This window comes from Paraburkholderia sp. WS6 (genome assembly GCF_030464835.1).
In the GTDB taxonomy this organism is placed as follows: Bacteria; Pseudomonadota; Gammaproteobacteria; order Burkholderiales; family Burkholderiaceae; genus Paraburkholderia; species Paraburkholderia madseniana.
Genome location: NZ_JALQCK010000016.1, coordinates 92,955 through 111,926, shown reverse-complemented (window position 1 = coordinate 111,926; position 18,972 = coordinate 92,955). Strand labels below are relative to the sequence as shown.

General features: G+C 62.4%; 19 protein-coding genes. 5 read left to right on the top strand and 14 right to left on the bottom strand.

The annotated features are described in order from the left end of the window. Positions 1–5 precede the first annotated feature (5 nt). The 3 genes from coxB to M0D64_RS20305 all read right to left on the bottom strand — a co-directional run bounded on the left by coxB (position 6) and on the right by M0D64_RS20305 (position 3,436). The gene (coxB, locus tag M0D64_RS20315; RefSeq protein WP_266258970.1) at positions 6–1,616 is read right to left on the bottom strand and encodes a cytochrome c oxidase subunit II; all 1,611 of its coding nucleotides are present in this window, start codon (positions 1,614–1,616) and stop codon (positions 6–8) included. Positions 1,617–1,682: 66 nt separating this feature from the next. Further along, positions 1,683–2,156: a DUF2244 domain-containing protein gene (locus M0D64_RS20310; protein WP_266258969.1), complete on the bottom strand. Its 474-nt coding sequence runs from the start codon at positions 2,154–2,156 to the stop codon at positions 1,683–1,685. 314 nt (positions 2,157–2,470) lie between these two features. Continuing rightward, positions 2,471–3,436, bottom strand: coding sequence for a methyltransferase domain-containing protein (locus tag M0D64_RS20305; RefSeq protein ID WP_266258968.1), 966 nt, complete (start codon positions 3,434–3,436; stop codon positions 2,471–2,473). Positions 3,437–3,520: 84 nt separating this feature from the next. Between M0D64_RS20305 and M0D64_RS20300 the strand changes: the two genes are divergently transcribed. Both M0D64_RS20300 and trmL read left to right on the top strand, forming a co-directional pair. Continuing rightward, complete coding sequence (locus tag M0D64_RS20300; protein ID WP_266258967.1) at positions 3,521–4,315, top strand: ComF family protein; 795 nt, start codon at positions 3,521–3,523, stop codon at positions 4,313–4,315. 18 nt (positions 4,316–4,333) lie between these two features. Next, positions 4,334–4,804, top strand: a complete 471-nt coding sequence (gene trmL / locus M0D64_RS20295) for a tRNA (uridine(34)/cytosine(34)/5-carboxymethylaminomethyluridine(34)-2'-O)-methyltransferase TrmL (protein WP_154564601.1) — start codon at positions 4,334–4,336, stop codon at positions 4,802–4,804. Here trmL and M0D64_RS20290 read toward each other — a convergent pair. From M0D64_RS20290 to M0D64_RS20270, 5 genes are all read right to left on the bottom strand, one after another. Then, complete coding sequence (locus M0D64_RS20290; RefSeq protein ID WP_266258966.1) at positions 4,777–5,325, bottom strand: O-acetyl-ADP-ribose deacetylase; 549 nt, start codon at positions 5,323–5,325, stop codon at positions 4,777–4,779. The genes trmL and M0D64_RS20290 overlap by 28 nt on opposite strands. Before the next feature lie 95 nt (positions 5,326–5,420). After that, positions 5,421–6,419, bottom strand: coding sequence for an NAD(P)H-dependent glycerol-3-phosphate dehydrogenase (locus M0D64_RS20285; protein WP_200651369.1), 999 nt, complete (start codon positions 6,417–6,419; stop codon positions 5,421–5,423). A gap of 21 nt (positions 6,420–6,440) precedes the next feature. Then, positions 6,441–6,911, bottom strand: coding sequence for a protein-export chaperone SecB (gene secB / locus M0D64_RS20280; protein ID WP_054035743.1), 471 nt, complete (start codon positions 6,909–6,911; stop codon positions 6,441–6,443). 176 nt (positions 6,912–7,087) lie between these two features. Further along, positions 7,088–7,348 (bottom strand): glutaredoxin 3, encoded by a 261-nt coding sequence (gene grxC / locus M0D64_RS20275; RefSeq protein ID WP_054035740.1) that lies wholly within the window; start codon positions 7,346–7,348, stop codon positions 7,088–7,090. Then, entirely contained in the window at positions 7,345–7,770 is a 426-nt protein-coding gene (locus tag M0D64_RS20270) for a rhodanese-like domain-containing protein (RefSeq protein ID WP_054035864.1), read from the bottom strand. The genes grxC and M0D64_RS20270 overlap by 4 nt, the downstream gene beginning before the upstream one ends. 137 nt (positions 7,771–7,907) lie before the next feature. Here M0D64_RS20270 and gpmA point away from each other — a divergent pair, with 137 nt between their 5' ends. The 3 genes from gpmA (at position 7,908) to M0D64_RS20255 (ending at position 11,482) form a co-directional block, all read left to right on the top strand. Further along, positions 7,908–8,654, top strand: coding sequence for a 2,3-diphosphoglycerate-dependent phosphoglycerate mutase (gpmA, locus tag M0D64_RS20265; RefSeq protein WP_154564609.1), 747 nt, complete (start codon positions 7,908–7,910; stop codon positions 8,652–8,654). A 312-nt stretch (positions 8,655–8,966) separates the two neighbouring features. Beyond that, positions 8,967–10,547 (top strand): S41 family peptidase, encoded by a 1,581-nt coding sequence (locus M0D64_RS20260; RefSeq protein ID WP_266258964.1) that lies wholly within the window; start codon positions 8,967–8,969, stop codon positions 10,545–10,547. Between the two features lie 176 nt (positions 10,548–10,723). After that, complete coding sequence (locus M0D64_RS20255) at positions 10,724–11,482, top strand: molybdopterin-synthase adenylyltransferase MoeB (protein ID WP_154564614.1); 759 nt, start codon at positions 10,724–10,726, stop codon at positions 11,480–11,482. Positions 11,483–11,568: 86 nt separating this feature from the next. On the opposite strand, the gene ptsP is transcribed toward M0D64_RS20255, so the two are convergent. The 6 genes from ptsP to M0D64_RS20225 all read right to left on the bottom strand — a co-directional run bounded on the left by ptsP (position 11,569) and on the right by M0D64_RS20225 (position 18,941). Continuing rightward, the gene (gene ptsP, locus M0D64_RS20250; protein ID WP_168435872.1) at positions 11,569–13,320 is read right to left on the bottom strand and encodes a phosphoenolpyruvate--protein phosphotransferase; all 1,752 of its coding nucleotides are present in this window, start codon (positions 13,318–13,320) and stop codon (positions 11,569–11,571) included. Positions 13,321–13,608: 288 nt separating this feature from the next. Continuing rightward, positions 13,609–13,878 (bottom strand): HPr family phosphocarrier protein, encoded by a 270-nt coding sequence (locus M0D64_RS20245; RefSeq protein WP_054035732.1) that lies wholly within the window; start codon positions 13,876–13,878, stop codon positions 13,609–13,611. A gap of 105 nt (positions 13,879–13,983) precedes the next feature. After that, on the bottom strand, positions 13,984–14,511 hold the full coding sequence (locus M0D64_RS20240; protein WP_266258963.1) for a PTS sugar transporter subunit IIA: 528 nt from the start codon (positions 14,509–14,511) through the stop codon (positions 13,984–13,986). Positions 14,512–14,841: 330 nt separating this feature from the next. Beyond that, on the bottom strand, positions 14,842–15,798 hold the full coding sequence (gene gshB, locus M0D64_RS20235; RefSeq protein ID WP_175051985.1) for a glutathione synthase: 957 nt from the start codon (positions 15,796–15,798) through the stop codon (positions 14,842–14,844). Between the two features lie 102 nt (positions 15,799–15,900). Beyond that, on the bottom strand, positions 15,901–17,190 hold the full coding sequence (gshA, locus tag M0D64_RS20230; protein WP_266258962.1) for a glutamate--cysteine ligase: 1,290 nt from the start codon (positions 17,188–17,190) through the stop codon (positions 15,901–15,903). 242 nt (positions 17,191–17,432) lie between these two features. Next, on the bottom strand, positions 17,433–18,941 hold the full coding sequence (locus M0D64_RS20225; RefSeq protein WP_154564622.1) for an ammonium transporter: 1,509 nt from the start codon (positions 18,939–18,941) through the stop codon (positions 17,433–17,435). Positions 18,942–18,972 lie beyond the last annotated feature (31 nt).

Sequence of the window (18,972 nt, the reverse complement as noted above, 5' to 3'; positions counted from 1 at the left end):
ACACGTCAGGCAGCCGGGCTGATCTGGACACGCCGGGCTTCTTTCGCGTCGCCGCCGCCCGTGATCGTTTCCGGCTTCTTCAAAATGATGTGGTCTTCGGCAATGCCGGCTGCTTTCAGTGCGTCGCGCACGGCTTCGGCACGGGTCTTCGCGAGCTTCGCGTTGACTTCGGCAGAGCCGGTGGCGTCGGTGAAGCCCGACAGTGTGAACTTGGCGTCCGGGTGTGCTTTCGCGTAGGCGGCGGCCGCGTCAACCGCCGCTTTCGCGTCGGCCGGCAGTGTGCTCTTGCCGGTGTCGAAGTAGACGTTTGCCGGGAGAGCTGCTTGCGATGCTGCCGCGCTGTCCGAACCGGCCGCAGCCGCGTCAGCACCCGAGGCAGCCGCTGCGCCGCTAGCAGCCGCGCCTGCGTCGGCCAGATGATTGCCACCTTCCGGCAGCTTGCCGTTACGGGCCTCCAGAATCTGCTTCGGCTGGAGAATGTCGCCGGTGTGGTTGCCCCACGAATTACGTTCGTACGTGATGACCGAAGCGATTTCGACGTCGTTCAGCGTCGGCGCCCACGAAGGCATCGCGTTCTTGCCCTTCAGCACCAAGCTTACGTGCTCGGCGATCGGGCCGTTGGCGATCTTGCTGCCGTCCAGCGCCGGGAATGCGCCAACGCCCTTGCCGGTCGGCTGGTGGCAGACCGCGCAATTCGCCGCGTACACCTTGCCGCCGCGCTCCATCAGCTCAGCCATGGTGTAGGTCTTGTTCGGATCGTCCTGGCCGGCGGCCATTTTCTGCTTCTGCGTATCGACCCACTTCGCGTAGTCGTCTGCCGACAGCACTTCGACCACCACCGGCATGAATGCGTGCTCCTTGCCGCACAGTTCGGTACAGAAGCCGCGGAAGGTGCCGGTCTTGTCAGCCTTGAACCACGTGTCGCGCACAAAGCCTGGAATCGCATCCTGCTTCACGCCGAAAGCCGGCACGTACCAGGAGTGGACCACGTCGTTCGCGGTAGTGATGATGCGGATTTTCTTGTCGACCGGGACGACGAGCGGATTGTCGACTTCCTGCAGGTACGTGGTGGAAATCGGCTCGCGGCCATCGGTTTGCGCACGCGGCGTGGCCAGCGTGGACAGGAAGCTGATGCCCTCACCCGGCCCCTTCACGTAGTCGTAGCCCCACTTCCACTGGTAGCCCGTGACCTTGATGGTGACGTCGGCGTTCGTGGTGTCCTTCATCGCGACGACGGTCTTGGTGGCGGGGAGCGCCATCAGCACGACGATGACGAACGGCACGATCGTCCAGATGATTTCGACGGTCGTGCTTTCGTGGAAATGGGCAGCCTTATGGCCTTTCGATTTGCGGTGCGCAAACATCGAATAGAACATCACTGCGAACACGCCGATGAAGATCACCGTGCACAGGATCAGCATGAACGTGTGGAGGCTGTAGAGCTCCTCAGCGATTTTCGTCGCCGGCGGCTGGAGATTGATCTCGTTGACGGCAGGGCCGCCCGGAACATCGCCCACTGCCAGGGCCGCACCAGCGAAAAGCAGTCCGCTCATCGCCAGCACGCCCATGAGGGCTCGCTTGATTGTTTTCATAGCTTCCTTACCCAAAATTTCCATTCAAACCCTCGACCCCGCTGGCAGGCTGTCTCGCGCTCCCCGTGAACGCCGCGCGTCTCAACACGTCTAACAACGCGTGAGCCACATACGCAATTCGCCGGCGAACTGCGCGCGCCGATACTGCGCGAGATGTTGCCCGATCATGATCGTCTGTCCGCGCGAGACCAGTTTGATCTGGTCACGCGGCGTTGCGCCCGGTTCGATCCGCACCCAGCGCGGATTGAATTCGAACTGCGTGAGCCGCTCGGCTCTGACTTGCTCGATCACGAGCCGGTTCGGAAACAGCCGGACGCGCTCGTAATCGACAGCATGACGCGCATATATGGCAAACGCGATGCCCACCGCCAGCAATTCAATACCGGTGAACGGCAACACCAGCCAGGCGCCGACCAGAACCAGCATGAAAGCAATTGCCAACGAGAACAACGCAAGCGACACGTAGAAACATACGAACTGCCGCGGCGATATCGAACAGTTGCGCTTCATCGTCCAGTCTTTGAGAACCGGTTCTGAATCCGCCAGCAGATCTGATGCTTCCATCGCTGCCTCCCGCCGACCGTCACCCATCACCGCCTGCGGCCATTGCTCGCGACCGCAGAATCCAGCCACTTGATTACCGCCGCGTCACTTCATGTTGCAGCCCTATGCCTCGGGCCTGCCGCCCCAAATGTGGGAACTCCGGGCGACAAACTGACGCATTATAGGCGCGATCCATGGCATCCACAAGCAAGCCTCAATCGGCTCACAAGCCCGGTGCGACAAGCCTCCGCGCCGTTTTGACGCAGCTTTCGCGCGTCTTTTGAAGCGGTAATTTCAGACATAACAGATGTCCTCTTTACCGCTTCGTTGATTCCTCACCGATTCCTCGACGAACCCCGTCCGATATCCTCGAGCCGCACGATCCCATGCCCTTCGGCCGTGGTGCGCGGCACGGCTTTCCAGGCGTGGCCGTAGATCACTTCGAAGGTCAGCGCGATCGTGCCGTCGGCGCGCCGGCGGGCTTCGAGCGCTGCCAGCAAAGCCTTGTGCAGCCTACGCGCGACGGCATTCGCGGTAGCCTCGCGCTCGAACGGATAGGCGCCCCAGCGGCGCACATCCGCGAGCAGCGACTCGGGCGACTTATACGTAATAGTGAGTGTTTCCTGGTCCATCACAGGAATCTCGAAACCGCTCTCGACCAGCATGTCCCCGAGGTCATGCATGTCGACAAAGTCGATCACATGCTTGCGCGAAGCAACGCCATGCGCGGCCTCGACCTCGGCGTAGGCGCCGCGCAATTCCTTCAGCGAATCGGGGCCGAGCGTGCTGAACATCAGCAGGCCGTTCACTTTCAGCACGCGTTGCCACTCAGGAAACACGAGATCGGGCCGCGAGTGCCAGTGGAGAGCGAGATTGGACCAGATGAATTCGAAGGCGCCGGTTGCGAACGGCAGCGCCGAGAAGTCGGCCTGCGCAAAACGCGGACCGCGGGCGCCGAGCGCCTTGCCGAGCGTGGCCGGCAGAAAGCGCCGCCAGCTTGTGTCGCCGGAATCGTGACGCAACGCGCGGCTGAGCATTCCGTGCGACATGTCGGTGCCGAACACCGGCGCCTCGGGGAAGCGTTCGCGCAATGCGGGGATGTCTTCGCCTGCGCCGCAACCGGCGTCGAGCACGCTCGACGGCGTAACCTTGATGTAGTCGAGCCGCTCGCGCATGCGCTGCGCGATTTCGCGCGGCAGGAACGCGACTTGGTCGAAGGTCGCCGCACGGCGGTCGAAAATCTGCCTGAGGCGCCGGGCATCATAGGCCGGACGGCCAGATTGAGACGTAGTTGGGGGCATGGGTGTCGTACTGGCGTAGAGCACGAAGTATACTCGCTCGCTTCCTCCCCTTCAGCGTGAAAGGTCTTTGCGGGCGGTCCAATCATGCCATTCCGAAAAAATTCCTCGTCTCCCGGCGGCTCGAGCGCACTTTTTGCACGCTTCACGCGCGGCTTGGATTCGGCGTGGCCGCATATGATGCACGCTGCGTTGCCGAACCTGTGCGCACTGTGCGGCAATTTGTCGCATAAGACGCTGTGTGCAGGTTGTGACGAGGCGTATTGGAACGAAGCCAGGCTGCGTTGCACGGTGTGCGCGGTCCCTTTGTCCGGAGCGCGCTGGGCGAGCCACGCGCAATATCGCTGCGCGGATTGCATCGGCGAGCCGCCGCCGTTCGAGGCAACCTTCGCTCTCGCCGATTACCGCCAGCCGCTCGACGCCCTGGCGCTTGGGCTGAAATTCCGCGCCCGGCTAATGCTGGCCCGCGAGTTTGCGCAACGCCTTGCCCGCCTCGCGGGGGACTCATGGGTAGACGCGGCTGAAAAACCCGATGTGCTCGCGCCCGTGCCGCTGGCCAACAAACGTCTTACTGAGCGCGGCTACAACCAGGCCTGGCAGATTGCGAGGCCCTTGGCCCGCGAGCTGAATGTGCGCAGCGACGCCACCTTGCTGCATCGTGTGATCGACACCGCACCACAATCGCGGCTCGACCTGGACGCGCGCCGGTTGAACGTGGGCCGAGCATTCAAAGTCGTCAAACCGGTGCAAGGTCTGCATGTCGGCATCGTCGACGATGTCATGACGACCGGCGCGACACTCGAAGCGCTGGCGCGCACGCTCAAAGCGGCCGGTGCGCGGCGCGTCACCAACTTCGTCGCGCTGCGTACGCCGAAAAACTAGTCTCTACCTGAAGCCATCATGTTCAATGTCGTTCTCGTCGAACCCGAAATCCCGCCGAACACCGGCAACGTTATCCGCCTGTGCGCCAACACCGGCGCGCGGCTGCATCTGATCGAGCCGCTCGGCTTTCCACTCGACGACGCCAAGTTGCGCCGCGCCGGTCTCGACTATCACGAGTATGCGCAGATGAACGTGCATGCCGATTGGGCAGCGTTCGTCGCCAAGGAAGCGCCCGATCCGGCTCGAATGTTCGCCTTCACCACCCGTGGCTCGGGCCGGTTTCACGAGCATGCGTTTCAATCCGGCGACTGGTTCGTGTTCGGCGCCGAAACGCGCGGCCTGCCTGACACGGTGCTCGATCAATTCGCCAATGAACAACGCGTGCGTCTGCCGATGCGACCAGGCAACCGCAGCCTGAATCTGTCGAATACGGTCGCCGTGGTCGTGTTCGAAGCGTGGCGTCAGACCGGCTTCGACGGCGGCGCCTGACGGCGCTTCAATTCGGCTTCGTAGCGCGCGAGCATGGCGGCGTCGAAACAGGCGAACACCACGTGCTCGATTGTCGGGGTACGTGGCAAAGTTTCAAGCACAGCGCCCACGGCGATCTGCACGGCTTCGTTGGCAGGAAAATGGTAGATGCCGCAACTAATCGCGGGAAATGCAATGCTCGTGCAACGCGCTTGATGCGCGACTTCGAGCGAACGTTGATAGCAGGAGGCAAGCAGGTCCGCCTCGCCGCGCGTACCGCCCTGCCAGACCGGGCCGACCGCATGAATCACGTGTTTGGCCGGTAACTGGTAGCCTCGGGTGATTTTCGCATCGCCGGTTGCGCAGCCGCCGAGCGTTTCGCACTCACGCAGCAATTCCCTGCCGGCCGCGCGGTGAATCGCGCCGTCCACGCCGCCCCCGCCTAGCAACGAAGTATTCGCGGCATTGACGATCGCATCCACGGCGAGTGTCGTGATATCGACCACGCGCGCTTCTAGCGTGCAATTGTTAAAACTGAGCATGAGAACCTCGCTGGTCCGAAGCGTCGATAAAACGTGGACAGCGATAGCGGGCAGCCGTTCAGCGCTTTTCGCGCTAAACGGCTGAAAGACAAGACTTATTCTGCTTTCGAATCGCGCCGCAGCAAGGCGCTGACGGCGTCGCGGGGCGCTACACCGTCGAACAGCACGGCACAGACCGCCTGCGTGATCGGCATCTCGATCGCATGAGCGCGAGCGATTGCCAACACAGCTTGCGCACAACGCACGCCTTCGGCCACGTGACCGAGGCCGCCGAGGATATCGTCGAGCGTACGGCCCGCGGCGAGCTGCACACCGACCGTGCGATTGCGCGAGAGATCGCCCGTGGCGGTCAGGATCAGATCGCCCAGCCCTGTCAAACCGGTGAACGTCTCCGCCCGCCCGCCGAGCGTCACGCCGAGGCGCGACATTTCAGCGAGACCGCGCGTAATCAACGCCGCGCGCGCATTGAGACCGAGGCCGAGGCCATCGGCAATACCGGTGGCAATCGCCAGCACGTTCTTCACCGCGCCACCCACTTCCACGCCGACGATGTCATCGCCGGTATAGATGCGCATGGCGCCATGATGGAACGCGGCAACCGTGCGCTCCCGGCATGTCGCCGACGTACTCGCGATCGTCAACGCGACCGGCAAGCCCTGCCCGACTTCACGAGCGAAACTGGGGCCCGACAGCACACCGTTACTGCCATGCCCCGGCAATTCAGCCGCGACCACCTGATGCGGCAACAACTGCGAGTCGGCTTCGAAACCTTTGCACAGCCACACCACATGTGCCGGCACTTTGCCCGCGTCGTGCATCGCCCGGAACAGACCCCGCAGACCGGCGACGGGCGTCGCCACGACGCATAACGCGTCGTCGGCGAGCGCGTGGTCGAGCGCTGCGTTCAGATCGGCTTCATAGCGAAGGGACGCCGGCAACGCAACGCCCGCCAGATAGCGGGCGTTTTCGTGCGAAGCGGAGAGATCGGCGATGAGCGCGGGTTCACGCGCCCACAGCACCGTGTCGTGCCGTGCGGCCAGATGGCCGGCGAGGGCTGTGCCCCATGCACCGGCGCCGAGGACAGCAACCTTCATAGCCGGCACCGAACGGACGCGTTAATGCGTGACGCCGTTTTGCGCCGCGCCTTCCTGGCCGCCCATTTGCGCGAGACGTTGCTCGTACAGCGCCTGGAAGTTGATCTCGGCGAGGTGGATCGGCGGGAAGCCTGCGCGGGTGATCGCGTCGGCGATGTTCGAGCGCAGGTACGGGAACAGGATCGTCGGGCAGGCAATGCCGACCAGCGGATCGATCTGCTCAGCCGGAATGTTGCGGATGTCGAAAATGCCGGCTTGCTTGGCTTCGATCAGGAACGCAACCTTGTCCGACACCTTGGCCGTGACGGTGCCCGTCACGAGGATTTCGAACACGGTGTCGGCGAGGCGCTCGGCCTTCACGTCGACTTCGACTTCGACCGACGGCATTTCCTGCTCGAGGAAGATGCCCGGCGAATTCGGCTGCTCGAGCGACATGTCCTTCAGGTAGATGCGCTGGATGTTGAAGAACGGCTGGTTATTCTCGTCGGACATGATTGAGTGATTCCCTGATAGGTATGCGTGGCGGCGGCCCATGACTCCACGGGCCGCCAGATCGTTGCGGCGCATCGCCGGCCCTCGAAGTTGTCCTTGAAGGGCCAGCATGCACCGACTTGTGTTTCACCTGCCCCACTCACGCGCCGGCCGGCGCATGAGTGGGGCAACTTCGTTCAGGCAGGTTCGAGCAGAGGCATCAAACCGCCCGCGCGATCGAGCGCGGACAGGTCATCGTACCCGCCGACATGCGTCTCGCCGATGAACACCTGCGGCACCGTACGGCGACCGGTCCGGGTCATCATTTCTTCACGACGGGCCGGGTCCTTGTCGATCAGTACCTTTTCAACGTGCTCGACGCCGCGCGACTTTAAAAGACGTTCGGCCATCTGGCAATACGGGCACACCTGGGTGCTGTACATGATGACTTTGTTCACTTGGCTGCTCCTTGTTTCACAACCGGCATACCGGCTTTCTGCCAGGCGTCGACACCGCCTTCGAGAACATGGACTTCGGCGTATCCCGCATCCTGCACGATACGCGCTGCCTTGTTCGACTGCTGGCCGGTCTGGCACACCAGCAGCACCGGGTTGCTCTTGTTCTTCACGAGTTGCGCGACTTTCGCCTGCAGCTCCGCAAATTCAAGGTGCCGTGCCGCGGGCAGATGGCCCTTGGCAAAGTCGGCGGACGGACGCAGATCGATGACCGCCGCATTGCGCCGGTTGATCAGTTGGGTGGCTTCAGCGGCCGACAGGCCGCCGCGGCCACGCCGGCTGATCGTCGGCCACAGCAGCAACCCACCGGAGATGAGGACGATTGCGATCAGTACAAGGTTTGTGTAATCAGTGAAAAACTTCACGGAAAATCCGCCGAAAAAGAGAGAAATCGAAAAGGGCAATCGAGCCATTATAAAATAACCGTCTGACGCGATGGCGGCGCTCCTCCAGAGGACCCTCGCAACGCTTTACCGCTTCCTTACTACCGACCGGCAATCTCATGTACAAACTCGTTCTCATCCGCCACGGCGAATCGACGTGGAACAAGGAAAACCGCTTCACGGGCTGGGTCGACGTCGACCTCACCGAACAGGGCAATCGTGAAGCGCAGCAAGCGGGCGTGCTGCTGAAGGAATCGGGCTATTCGTTCGATATCGCCTACACGTCGGTGCTCAAGCGCGCGATCCGCACCCTGTGGCACGTACAGGACCAGATGGACCTGATGTATCTGCCGGTCGTGCATTCGTGGCGCCTGAACGAGCGCCACTACGGCGCGCTGTCGGGCCTGAACAAGGCGGAAACCGCCGCCAAATTCGGCGACGAACAGGTGCTGGTCTGGCGCCGCAGCTACGACACGCCGCCGCCGGCGCTCGATCCGTCGGACGAACGCGCACCCTACAACGATCCGCGCTACGCCAAGGTGCCGCGCGAGCAATTGCCGCTCACGGAGTGCCTGAAAGACACCGTCGCACGCGTTTTGCCGTTGTGGAACGAGTCGATTGCGCCGGCCATCAAGTCAGGCCGCAAGATTGTGATCGCCGCGCACGGCAACTCGATCCGCGCCATGGTGAAGTACCTGGACAACATTTCGGACGACGACATCGTCGGCCTGAATATCCCGAATGGCGTGCCGCTCGTCTATGAACTCGACGAAAACCTGAAACCGATCAAGCACTACTATCTGGGCGACCAGGACGCGATTGCGAAGGCGCAGGCCGCTGTGGCCAAGCAAGGCAAGGCGGGCTAAGCCGGGGCCGCCGGCCGCCGCCCCCCGCCTGTAGTGGAAATCTGCAGCGGGGGCCCGGCAAACGGGCCACCCCACCGGCAAGACCTGCCGGCGTACGCGTCCCGCCGGCTGTCAATTGCGCCATCCCACTGCCATCTTGCCGTTACCGCACATTACTTCGGCTTCGCGACCTCCGACTCACGAACCAGGGCCCGCCCGCGCTGTCGAATCACGATTGCCTGCGCTGCGCCCTGACCGGGCGGGTGTGCAGTTATACTTGTCCGTCCCCATCTCTATCGACGCTGCCACGCGCTCCCGACCGCAACAGACTCTATGCGAAAGAACCTGAAAAATATCGGCCTGATTGCCGCGGGCCTTGCTACCGGCGCATTTGCCACCCTGCAACTCTCCGCCTCGGCCCAGCAACCCGCCGGCGCCGCCTCGAGCGCCGTTGCACCGTTGCCGCTGGACCAACTCCGGCTCTTTGCCGAAGTGTTCGGGCAAATCAAGCATGAGTACGTCGAACCGGTGGACGATAAAAAGCTCCTCACCGCCGCGATCAAGGGCATGGTGTCGAGCCTCGACCCGCACTCGTCGTATCTCGACAAGACCGATTACGAGGAACTGCAGGAGCAGACCAAGGGTCGCTTCGCGGGTCTCGGCATCGAAATTTCGTCGGAAGACGGCCTGATCAAGGTGATCTCGCCGATTGAAGACACGCCCGCGTTCCGCGCCGGCATCCGTCCGGGCGACCTGATCACCCGCATCAATGACAAGCCGGTGCGCGGCATGACGCTCGACCAGGCCGTCAAGCAGATGCGCGGCGATCCGGGCACCAAGGTCACGCTGACCATCTTCCGCAAGACCGACGACCGTACGTTCCCGCTCACGGTCACGCGCGCGATCATCAAGGTCCAGTCGGTCAAGATGAAGATTCTGGCGCCGGGCTACGCGTATGTCCGCATCACCAGCTTCCAGGAACGCACCACGCCTGATCTGGCTGCGAAACTGCAAGACATCGCCCGTCAACAGCCGAACCTGAAGGGTCTCGTGCTCGACCTGCGCAATAACGGCGGCGGTCTGCTGCAAAGCGCGGTCGGTGTTGCCGGCGCGTTCCTGCCGTCGAATTCGGTGGTGGTGTCCACCAACGGCCAGATTCCGGATTCGAAGCAGGTCTATCGCGACACGTACGATAACTACCGCCTGCAGTCGTTCGACAGCGATCCGCTGAAAGACGAAGCACCGATCTTCAAGACTGTGCCGATGATCGTGCTGACCAACGCCTATTCGGCGTCGGCTTCGGAGATCGTCGCGGGCGCGCTGCAGGATCAGCATCGTGCGCTGATCGTCGGCAAGACCACCTTCGGCAAGGGTTCGGTGCAAACCGTCCGTCCGATGACAGCTGAAACGGCACTGCGTCTGACCACGGCGTACTACTACACGCCGAGCGGCCGTTCGATCCAGAATAAGGGCATCCGTCCTGACATCGCGGTCGATCAATACGCAGAAGGCGATCCGGACGACGCACTGGTTACTCGCGAAGTCGACTACTCGAACCACCTTGCGAACACGCAGGATCCGAACGAGAAGAAGGAAGCGGATCAGCGCGAACAGGAACGCATGGACCAGCTGCGCCAGCTTGAAGAGCAGAACGACAAGAAGACGCCGGAACAGCGTCAGAAGGATCGTGAGCGCAAGCCGGTCGAGTTCGGTTCGACCGACGACTTCATGCTGACGCAGGCATTGAACAAGCTGGAAGGCAAGCCGGTGCAGGAATCGAAGTCGCTGACCGAGCGGCGTCTCGCGCAGAACAAGCCGGCGGCATCGGCCTCCGCGCCGGTCGCGGTGAAGTCGACGCAACCGGTACCGGGCGCATCGGTCCCGGCCTCGGCGCCTGCTACGCAAAGCAACTAAGCAGCAAACCCAACGTGTCTTCGCAGCGGAACGTGCTGCGAAGACACGTAGCAGTACAGTTGTAATACCCGGCACCAGCAAGAACACCCGCTCCCCCGCGCGATTAAAATAACGAAACCGCGCATGGCAGGCCACCGGTCCTGCATCTCATTGCGCGACACTCCACGCGCCCCGCCATGAATGACGATCAACTCCTCCGCTATTCCCGCCACATCCTCGTCGACGAAATCGGCATCGAGGCGCAGCAGCGCTTTATCGACGCGCACGCGATCATCGTCGGCGCGGGCGGCCTGGGTTCGCCGGCAGCGATGTATCTGGCGGCGGCAGGCGTCGGCCGTCTGACGCTGGTCGATGCGGATACGGTCGACCTGACCAATCTGCAGCGGCAGATTCTGCACGTGACGGCGTCGGTCGGGCGCAAAAAGGTGGAGTCCGGGCGCGACGCGATCGCCCAGATCAATCCTGAGGTGGTGGTGAACGCGGTGGCCGAACGGGTCGACGATGCATGGCTCGATCGCGAGGTGCCGCACGCCGCTGTCGTGCTCGATTGCACGGATAACTTCGCGACGCGCCACGCGATCAACCGCGCCTGCGTGAAGCATGGTGTGCCGCTGGTCTCAGGCGCGGCCTTGCGTTTCGACGGCCAGATCAGCACCTTCGATTTCCGGGACGCAGCGTCGCCCTGCTATGCGTGCGTGTTCCCGGAGGACCAACCGTTCGAGGAAGTCGCGTGCTCGACCATGGGCGTATTCGCGCCCACGGTCGGCATCATCGGTTCGATGCAAGCGGCTGAAGCGCTGAAAGTGATCGGCGAAATCGGCACGCCGCTGGTGGGCCGTCTCACGATGCTCGATTCGCTGCGTATGGAATGGAACACGATGCGCATTGCGCGTCAGCCGGATTGTCCGGTGTGCGGGCAACAGCATCAGCCGTGAGCCGACGCAAGCAAGACGCCAAATGAAAAACGCCGCACACATGTGCGGCGTTTTTCATTTGAACCCACCAATCCGGGTTGTCAGTTTCAAGCCAACACCACGCGCTTGAGCGCCGCCTGCACCTCTTCCGGTTCGAACGAAGCCAGCACGTCGGCCACCGGCTTCTCGAGCGTCTTCAGATGCGAGCGCAGGACTTCCTGCTTGACCACCAGCAACTGGCTCGGGTGCATCGAGAACTCGGTGAGGCCCATACCGAGCAACAGACGCGTCAATGCCGGGTCGCCCGCCATTTCGCCGCACACCGACACCGGCACCCCCGCCCGCTTCGCCTCGCGCAGCGTGAAGGCGATCAGATGCAGCACCGCCGGATGCAGCGGATCGTACAGATGCGCAACCGAGTTATCCGCGCGATCGATCGCCAGCGTGTACTGGATCAGATCGTTGGTGCCGATCGACAGAAAATCCAGCCGCTTGAGAAACAGCGGCAACGCAATCGCGGCAGCCGGAATCTCGATCATCGCGCCGACCTGCACGTTCGGATCGTAGGCAATACCGGCATCGTCCAATTGCCGCTTGGCCTCGCGAATCAGATCGAGTGTCTGATCGATCTCCTGCGCGTGGGCGAGCATCGGAATCAGAATCTTCACCTTGCCGAACGCCGATGCACGGAGAATCGCGCGCAGTTGCGTCAGGAACATCTGCGGTTCCGAGAGGCTCCAGCGAATCGCTCTGAGCCCCAAGGCGGGGTTCGGTGCGGTTTCGTAGCCGTCGCCGCCACCACTCATCGAATCGAGCGGCTTGTCGGCGCCGACGTCGATCGTACGGATCGTCACCGGCAAGCCGTTCATCAACTCGACGGCGCGACGGTAGGCAGCAAACTGCTCTTCCTCTTCCGGCAAGTGGTGCTTGTGATTCATGAACAGGAACTCGGTGCGGAACAGGCCCACACCGGTTGCACCCGAATCGACCGCGGCGCGCGCGTCCTCCGGCAACTCAATGTTCGCGCACAGTTCGATGCGTGTGCCGCAGAGCGTTTGCGTGGGCGAAAACTTCAGCCGTTGCAGCTTGCGCTGCTCCAACGCTTTTTCGCTCTGACGGTACGAGTATTCTTCCAGCACGATCGGTGCGGGATCGACGATCACGATGCCGTGATCACCGTCGACAATGATCAGGTCGTCCTGCCGGATCAGCTGGCTCGCATGCTGCACGCCGACCGCGGCCGGAATGCCGAGGCTGCGCGCGACAATCGCCGTATGTGAAGTCCGTCCGCCGAGATCGGTGACGAAACCCTGAAACGTTTGCGTTTTGAACTGCATCATGTCGGCCGGCGCGATGTCGTGCGCGACCACAATCATCTCGTCGCAGGTACCGTGCACGCTGTCTAGCAGCGCCACCGAAGCACCGGCAAGCGCCTTCAGCACGCGCTCCACCACCTGTTCGATGTCGGCTTTGCGCTCGCGCAGGTATTCGTCTTCGATATCGTCGAAATGGCGCGACAGGCGCTCGAGCTGTTCGGTCAGCGCCCACTCCACGTTGTAACGGCGCGTACGGATCAGGTCGATGGTTTCCTGCACGAGCATTGCATCGTTCAGGATCATTGAATGAACGTTGATGAACGCACCCATTTCGCTCGGCGCGTCTGCCGCGAGATCGGCGCGCAACGTGTCGAGTTCGTAATGCACATGTTGCTGGGCCACGCGAAAGCGCTCGATCTCGCCCTCGATCTGGGCGGGTTCGATCAAATAGTGGTCTACGTCAAGTGCAGCCGGGGCGATCAGATAGGCCCGCCCGATGGCGATACCGCGTGACACGGGAATTCCATGCAGCGTGAAGGACACGCGCACCTCCTCTAGTTGTGTGATGCCGCGGCAAACCGCTGCAATGCTCTCAGACTCTGTTGGCCATTATAAATTCCGCGCCCGTTGTCGATACGTTAGGTCTGTGTGCAGCGCAGCACGAAATACCGTAACCGACCACAACACTGCGCCTTCGACGAGCTTGCGCTCCGGCAACGCGAACCCCTGCGCGCCGCGGGCAGGCGCCTCTCAAGCTGCGATTGTCTCGCGCTAAAAAAAATGCCGCGGACAGTCGCGGCATTTTGCTTCAGGCAACGATAACGCGCGAATTCACTGACCTTCGCCGAATTTATCAGCAATCAGTTTCAACAATGCGTCCATGGCTTCTTTTTCGTCGGTGCCTTCCGTTTCGATCAGCACCGTGCTGCCTATACCCGCGGCCAGCATCATCACACCCATGATGCTCTTGGCATTGATACGGCGGCCATTGCGGCTCATCCAGATTTCCGCCTGGTAGTTGCCCGCGAGTTGCGTCAACTTGGCCGACGCGCGCGCGTGCAGCCCCAGCTTGTTCACAATAGTCGTTTCCTGTTGCAGCATGTGATGGTCCGAAGCGCGGGTAAGTGTTGTAGTGAAAGGTGAAACTGCAAACCGGCTGCGATTGGGCGCGACCCAATCGCAATCGTTTAAAGCCGTGAGATCCGCTTACAACCCGGTCGAGCCGGCTTTCTGAGTCAGGTCGGCCTCTGCTGGCAACGCGGGCAAACAGTCAGCAGCAGCGGCCTCAGGCGGCAAAGCGGGCAAACAATCCCCGGACCCCGCAGGCGGCGCAACCGGCGCAGGCGTGGCCGGTCCGATTGCGTGCACGCCCTTGGTGGCCCCAGCGAGCGCTTTGTCGACCAGCGTGTCGAGCGGCGTCGCGCGATAACAGACCGCGCGCACCAGCATCGGCAAATTGACGCCACACAGCACACGGACGTTCGGCACCGAAGCGAGCCGCCCGGCGATATTCGCCGGCGTGGCGCCGAACATGTCGGTGAGCACGAGTGCGCCGTTTTCTTCCTTGAGCCGCTCGATTTCCGAATGCGCGAACGCGACCTGTTGTGCGGGATCGCAATCCGGCGATACATCGATCACGCCGATGCGAGCCGGCAAGCCACCGTAGATGTGCGAAATACAATCGCGCAACGCGGTGGCGAACGGAGCGTGCGCAATGATCAGAATGCCTGCCATGTCAGCCTTGCTGCAAAAGAACGGCCCCGAACCGTGGACCGGGACGAAGCCCGGTTCGTAAGCGCCCTCGACTGGCCGTGGGTCGTGAGGGCCGGAACGCATCACCTGACGAGCGGCCCGCCGTGCCTGATATCGCTACGGCGCAGGCGGGAAACAGCTCGTTCACAGTCCGCAGTCCATGCCAGTGGCGCCTGACAGGCGCCTTCCACTCGCTTGGCGCGGAAGAGCGGGCATTGTATCAGGCTCATTTTCACGCCAAAGCCGGTGTTTCGCTTGATGCGGATTTACTACACAGTTTGGGGGCCTTGGCGGCCATTCAAGGGCTGCGCCTCAAGCGGCCGCGCGCTCCAATGCGTCGATGAACATCGCGGCGACATCGAAGCCGGTCTGATCCATGATCTCGCGGAAACACGTTGGGCTCGTCACATTCACCTCGGTGAGCCAGTCGCCGATCGCATCCAGCCCGACCAGCAGCAGACCACGCGCGGCGAGCACCGGCGCAAGCGTGTCGGCGATCTTGCGGTCGTGATCGGTGAGCGGGCGCGCCACGCCCAGTCCACCCGCCGCGAGGTTGCCGCGCACTTCATTACCCTGAGGAATCCGCGCGAGCGAAAACGGCACCGCTTCGCCACCGATCAGGAGAATGCGCTTGTCGCCCTCCTTGATCTCGGGGATGAACTTTTGCGCCATCACCGAGCGCGCGCCGTCGTGGCTCAGCATCTCGATGATCGAGCCGAGATTCATGCCATCGGCCTTCACGCGGAACACACCCATGCCGCCCATGCCGTCGAGCGGCTTCAGGATCACGTCACCGTGTTCCTCATGGAAGGCGCGCAAACGGGCGGCGTCGCGCGTCACCAGAGTCGGCGCGACGAACTCCGCGAACTCGCCGATCGCCAGCTTTTCCGAATGATCGCGAATTGCCTGCGGCTTGTTGAAAATGCGCGCGCCGCCGCGTTCGGCAATTTCCAGCAGCCACGTCGACGTCACGTATTCCATGTCGAACGGCGGATCTTTGCGCATCACGACCGCGCTGAAACTCTTCAGCGATTTTGGCGTGGCCGCTTCAGCGGCGTACCACGTGTCGCGATGCAGGTCGGTCACGTCGCCGGTAATCGCAAAGCGCTGCACGTTCGCCTCGACGTCGCCGCCGGTCCACGCCAGATGCTTCGGCTCACACGTGTAGAGCGTGTGACCGCGGCGCGCGGCTTCCGCCATCATCGCGTAGGTCGAATCTTTGTAGATCTTGAACTGCGTGAGCGGATCGGCAATGAAAAGAATGTCCATGAGGATTCCGGTGCGCCCTTAGGGCTTGGCATTGATCGTCAATATTAGTCGCTGAAAATGACGATGGCGGCACGCATGCCGCCATCGACCACCTCGCGAGGCTTAAACCTGAATCGCTTCCGGATCGGTCTTTTCCAGTTCGACCGATGCGGCCAGCAACCCGAGCCGCGCCACCACGCCGTACATATAGAAGCGGTTCGGCACCGCCGCGCCGGGCTTGGCGTGGGCATCCGGCAGGGCCGTATGCTCGAAGCCGAGCGGCACGAAGTGCATGCCGGGCGCGTTCAGATTCTGATCGCGCTCGCGGCTGCCGTGCACGCGGTAGAAGCCGCCCACCACGTAACGGTCGATCATGTACACGACCGGCTCGGCGACTTCTTCGCCGATCCGCTCGAAGGTGTACACCCCTTCCTGCACGATCACGTCATGCACTTCGAGGCCGTCTTTGGTGGCAGCCATCCTGGCGCGTTCGCGCTTGGTGAGCGCGGCCACTTCCGAGGCGTCGTGCACGGTCATCACGCCCATGCCATACGTGCCCGCATCCGACTTGATGACGACATACGGTTTCTCGGAAATGCCGTACTCGCGATACTTCCTGGCGATCTTCTTGAGCACGCCGTCGATCGCATCCGTCAGCGCTTCTTCACCGGTGCGCTCCTGGAAATCGACGCCTTCGACATGCGCGAAGTACGGATTGATCATCCACGGATCGATCTCGACCATCTTCGCGAACTTCTTCGCGACGTCGTCATAACAGGAGAAGTGCGTCGATTTGCGGCGAACGGCCCAGCCGGCATGCAGCGGCGGCAGCAGATACTGCTCGTGCAGATTTTCCAGCACAGGCGGAATGCCACCCGACAGGTCGTTGTTCAGCAGAATCGAGCAAGGGTCGAAGTTTTTCAGGCCGAGGCGCCGCGGCGAACGCTCGAGCGGTTCGAGTACGAGCTTCTGGCCGTCGGACAATGCAATCGTGACCGGCCCGACGATGCTTTCGTCGAGCGTGCCGAAACGCACGTTCAAGCCGGCCTGGCGCATGATTGCGGCCAGACGGGCGACATTCTCCAGATAAAACGCGTTGCGCGTATGGCGCTCGGGGATCACCAGCAGATTCTTCGCGTCCGGGCAGATCTTTTCGATCGACGCCATCGCGGCCTGCACAGCGAGCGGCAGCACTTCCTGCGGCAGATTGTTGAATGCGCCGGGAAACAGATTGGTGTCGACCGGCGCGAGCTTGAACCCCGCGTTACGCAGGTCGACTGAACAGTAGAACGGCGGCGTGTGCTCCTGCCATTCGAGCCGGAACCAGCGTTCGATGGCGGGGGTAGCGTCGAGGATCTTCCGCTCGAGGTCGAGCAGCGGGCCGTTTAACGCCGTAACTAGGTGCGGAACCATTGATCACTCGCAGACTGGAGAAAAAAGATTGTAGAGCAAATGCTTTGTCCATTTGGGGACGCTTTCTCCATTCGCAAGCCGATGCGGATGCATTCTCGCTATCGCCATGATAGGCGCGGAAAACTACTGCTCACAAGATGCGCGGCCAGAAAAAAGCCCGCCATAAAGGCGGGCCAAAGTCGCTGCGCTTGATTCTGCTCCGTCGAGCCCTGGAGAGAGCTCGACCTTCCTTGGAGAAGTCCTTATTCGACGTGTTCGCCGTGCAGGCTCACGTCCAGACCTTCGCGTTCTTCTTCTTCCGTCACGCGCAGGCCCATCACCATGTCGATCACCTTCAGCAGGATGTAGCTCACCACGCCGCTGTAGATCAGCGTCGTCAGCACGCCCTTGGCTTGCAGGATGACGCTGCCGTCCGCGCCGCCGATGTCCTTGACCGCGAACACACCGGTCAGCAGCGCACCCACGATACCGCCGATGCAGTGCACGCCGAACGCGTCGAGCGAGTCGTCGTAACCGAGCTTGTGCTTGAGCCACGTTGCCGACCAGAAGCAGATCACGCCTGCCGCGATGCCGATCACCAGCGAACCCGCCATACCGACGAAGCCGGAAGCCGGCGTAATCGCCACCAGACCTGCCACGGCACCCGACACGATACCGAGTACCGACGGCTTACCCTTGGTTGCCCATTCGGCGAACATCCATGCAAGTGCTGCTGCTGCGGTTGCCACTTGCGTTGCGAACATCGCGAAACCGGCACGGCCGTCTGCCGCCACTGCCGAACCCGCGTTGAAGCCGAACCAGCCTACCCACAGCATGGCGCCACCGATCAGCGTGAGCGTCAGGTTGTGCGGCGCCATCGCTTCCTTGCCGTAGCCGACACGCTTGCCGAGCACCAGCGCGCAGACCAGCGCCGCGATACCGGCGTTGATGTGCACCACCGTGCCGCCCGCGAAGTCGAGGATGCCCGCGGCAGCCAGCCAGCCGCTCGGTTCCCAGACCATGTGCGCGATCGGCGAGTAGACGATGATCGACCACAGCGTCATGAACACCAGCATTGCCGAGAACTTCATACGGTCGGCAAACGCGCCCGTGATCAGTGCCGGGGTAATGATCGCGAACGTCATCTGATAGACGACGTAGACCGTTTCCGGGATCGTCGGTGCGAGGTGGCTGACGGTCAGCGTCGTGGCCTTGTCGCCCTTGATGTAGTTCATACCCGCCATGAAGAAGCGCGAGAAGCCGCCGATGAACGAACCACCCGGCGTGAAGGCAAGGCTATAGCCCACCACGACCCAGATGATCGACACGAGGCAGGTGATCGCGAAGCTTTGCATCAGGATCGCGAGCACGCTCTTCTTGCGGACCATGCCGCCGTAGAACAGCGCCAGACCCGGGATCGTCATAAACAGCACGAGCGCGGTGGAGGTCAGCATCCAGGCGGTGTCGCCCGAATTGATCTTCGACGAATCGACCGAGAACGGCGCGGTCGGGGCGGCAGGCGCGGCGTCCGATGCTGCCGGCGCGGCTGCGGCGGCGCTGGCAGCCGGTGCGGCGGACGCATCAGCGGCCGGTGCCGAAGCCGCGGCGGCAGCAGGCGCTGCCGAAGCGTCAGGCGCCGGCGCACTCGCCGTCGTATCGGAAGCAGGCGCCGAGGCGGCTGCGGGGGCGGAAGCGTCGTCCGCGAGGGCGGCGCCGATACCGCCCGCGAGCAGCGAACCGGCCATCAGCATGGACATCAATAATTTGCGCATCTTCGTTTCCTCTTGTCGCTATCTGTGTCGC

Coding starts and splice junctions, on each gene's coding strand:
- M0D64_RS20260 (WP_266258964.1), top strand. CDS start 8,967: ATGCGAAAGAACCTGAAAAATATCGGCCTGATTGCCGCGGGCCTTGCT.
- M0D64_RS20290 (WP_266258966.1), bottom strand. CDS start 5,325: ATGCTCAGTTTTAACAATTGCACGCTAGAAGCGCGCGTGGTCGATATC.
- M0D64_RS20305 (WP_266258968.1), bottom strand. CDS start 3,436: ATGCCCCCAACTACGTCTCAATCTGGCCGTCCGGCCTATGATGCCCGG.
- gshA (WP_266258962.1), bottom strand. CDS start 17,190: ATGGTTCCGCACCTAGTTACGGCGTTAAACGGCCCGCTGCTCGACCTC.
- secB (WP_054035743.1), bottom strand. CDS start 6,911: ATGTCCGACGAGAATAACCAGCCGTTCTTCAACATCCAGCGCATCTAC.
- M0D64_RS20225 (WP_154564622.1), bottom strand. CDS start 18,941: ATGCGCAAATTATTGATGTCCATGCTGATGGCCGGTTCGCTGCTCGCG.
- M0D64_RS20310 (WP_266258969.1), bottom strand. CDS start 2,156: ATGGAAGCATCAGATCTGCTGGCGGATTCAGAACCGGTTCTCAAAGAC.
- M0D64_RS20245 (WP_054035732.1), bottom strand. CDS start 13,878: ATGCTGCAACAGGAAACGACTATTGTGAACAAGCTGGGGCTGCACGCG.
- M0D64_RS20255 (WP_154564614.1), top strand. CDS start 10,724: ATGAATGACGATCAACTCCTCCGCTATTCCCGCCACATCCTCGTCGAC.
- gshB (WP_175051985.1), bottom strand. CDS start 15,798: ATGGACATTCTTTTCATTGCCGATCCGCTCACGCAGTTCAAGATCTAC.
- gpmA (WP_154564609.1), top strand. CDS start 7,908: ATGTACAAACTCGTTCTCATCCGCCACGGCGAATCGACGTGGAACAAG.
- M0D64_RS20285 (WP_200651369.1), bottom strand. CDS start 6,419: ATGAAGGTTGCTGTCCTCGGCGCCGGTGCATGGGGCACAGCCCTCGCC.
- M0D64_RS20240 (WP_266258963.1), bottom strand. CDS start 14,511: ATGGCAGGCATTCTGATCATTGCGCACGCTCCGTTCGCCACCGCGTTG.
- trmL (WP_154564601.1), top strand. CDS start 4,334: ATGTTCAATGTCGTTCTCGTCGAACCCGAAATCCCGCCGAACACCGGC.
- M0D64_RS20300 (WP_266258967.1), top strand. CDS start 3,521: ATGCCATTCCGAAAAAATTCCTCGTCTCCCGGCGGCTCGAGCGCACTT.
- coxB (WP_266258970.1), bottom strand. CDS start 1,616: ATGGAAATTTTGGGTAAGGAAGCTATGAAAACAATCAAGCGAGCCCTC.